The 692-nt window shown below is 57.7% G+C and carries 1 protein-coding gene; it reads right to left on the bottom strand.

Annotation, left to right across the window (positions count from 1 at the left end):
* Nucleotides 1-130: 130 nt before the first annotated feature.
* Nucleotides 131-529, bottom strand: coding sequence for a VOC family protein (locus IFS44_RS21685; RefSeq protein ID WP_031439576.1), 399 nt, complete (start codon nucleotides 527-529; stop codon nucleotides 131-133).
* Between the last annotated feature and the right edge of the window lie 163 nt (nucleotides 530-692).

The raw sequence follows: 692 nt of genomic DNA, 5'->3' as shown, positions 1-692 counted from the left end.
CGAAGATTGAATCAGACCGCCGACACCACTGCAAGGCCGACTTTTTCAACACAATCGGTGGAAAGCGGACATTCGCGCGATCGCAAAATCCGGGTCCGCTAGGGTCAAAAGCGGACCCGTGCCGGACAGATCAGGCAGGGAAATGAATTCCGCATAGTTTGTTGCCGTCTGGGTCGCGAAAATAGGCAAGTTCGACTGTCCCCAGCGATGCGGTATTACGCGGGCCGGGCGGGGCTTCGATCGAGGTGCCACCGTTGGCGACCGCGGTATCATGAAGCTGCTTCACTTGTTCAAGCGAGTTGCACGAAAAGGCGACGGTGCTGCCGTTGGCGACGCTTGCCGGTTCGTCGTTAATCGGCTGGCTGACGATGAAATTGGTTCCGTTGCCATTATTATAGATCAGCCGTGTATGGCCGCTGTCGGCAATGTTCCGCGTCCCTTCGCCTGCCCCCAAAGTGGCGAGCACCGTGTCGTAGAAGCGCTTCGACCGTTCAATATCGTTCGATCCGACCATGGTGTGAAAAAGCATGCGGGCTCTCCTTGCAGCTGATCGACTTCCGATCGCCACTAGCCTTCTTACCTAACCGGCCGTTAGGACGCGGTCACCCCCGGGTCGTCGAAATGTCCGCGATTAGGCGATTGTGTTGAAGAAGTCGGCCTCGGCGCCGGCTGGCACCGGCTTAAAATCAAGG

Source organism: Sphingomonas sp. CFBP 13706 (genome assembly GCF_014842355.1).
Classification (GTDB): domain Bacteria; phylum Pseudomonadota; class Alphaproteobacteria; order Sphingomonadales; family Sphingomonadaceae; genus Sphingomonas; species Sphingomonas aerolata.
The sequence above is the reverse complement of the archived record's forward strand: the minus strand, read 5'-3'. Positions and strand labels throughout refer to the sequence as shown.

Excerpts from the sequence above, each read along its gene's own strand:
- IFS44_RS21685 (WP_031439576.1), bottom strand. The coding sequence starts at position 529 with ATGCTTTTTCACACCATGGTCGGATCGAACGATATTGAACGGTCGAAG.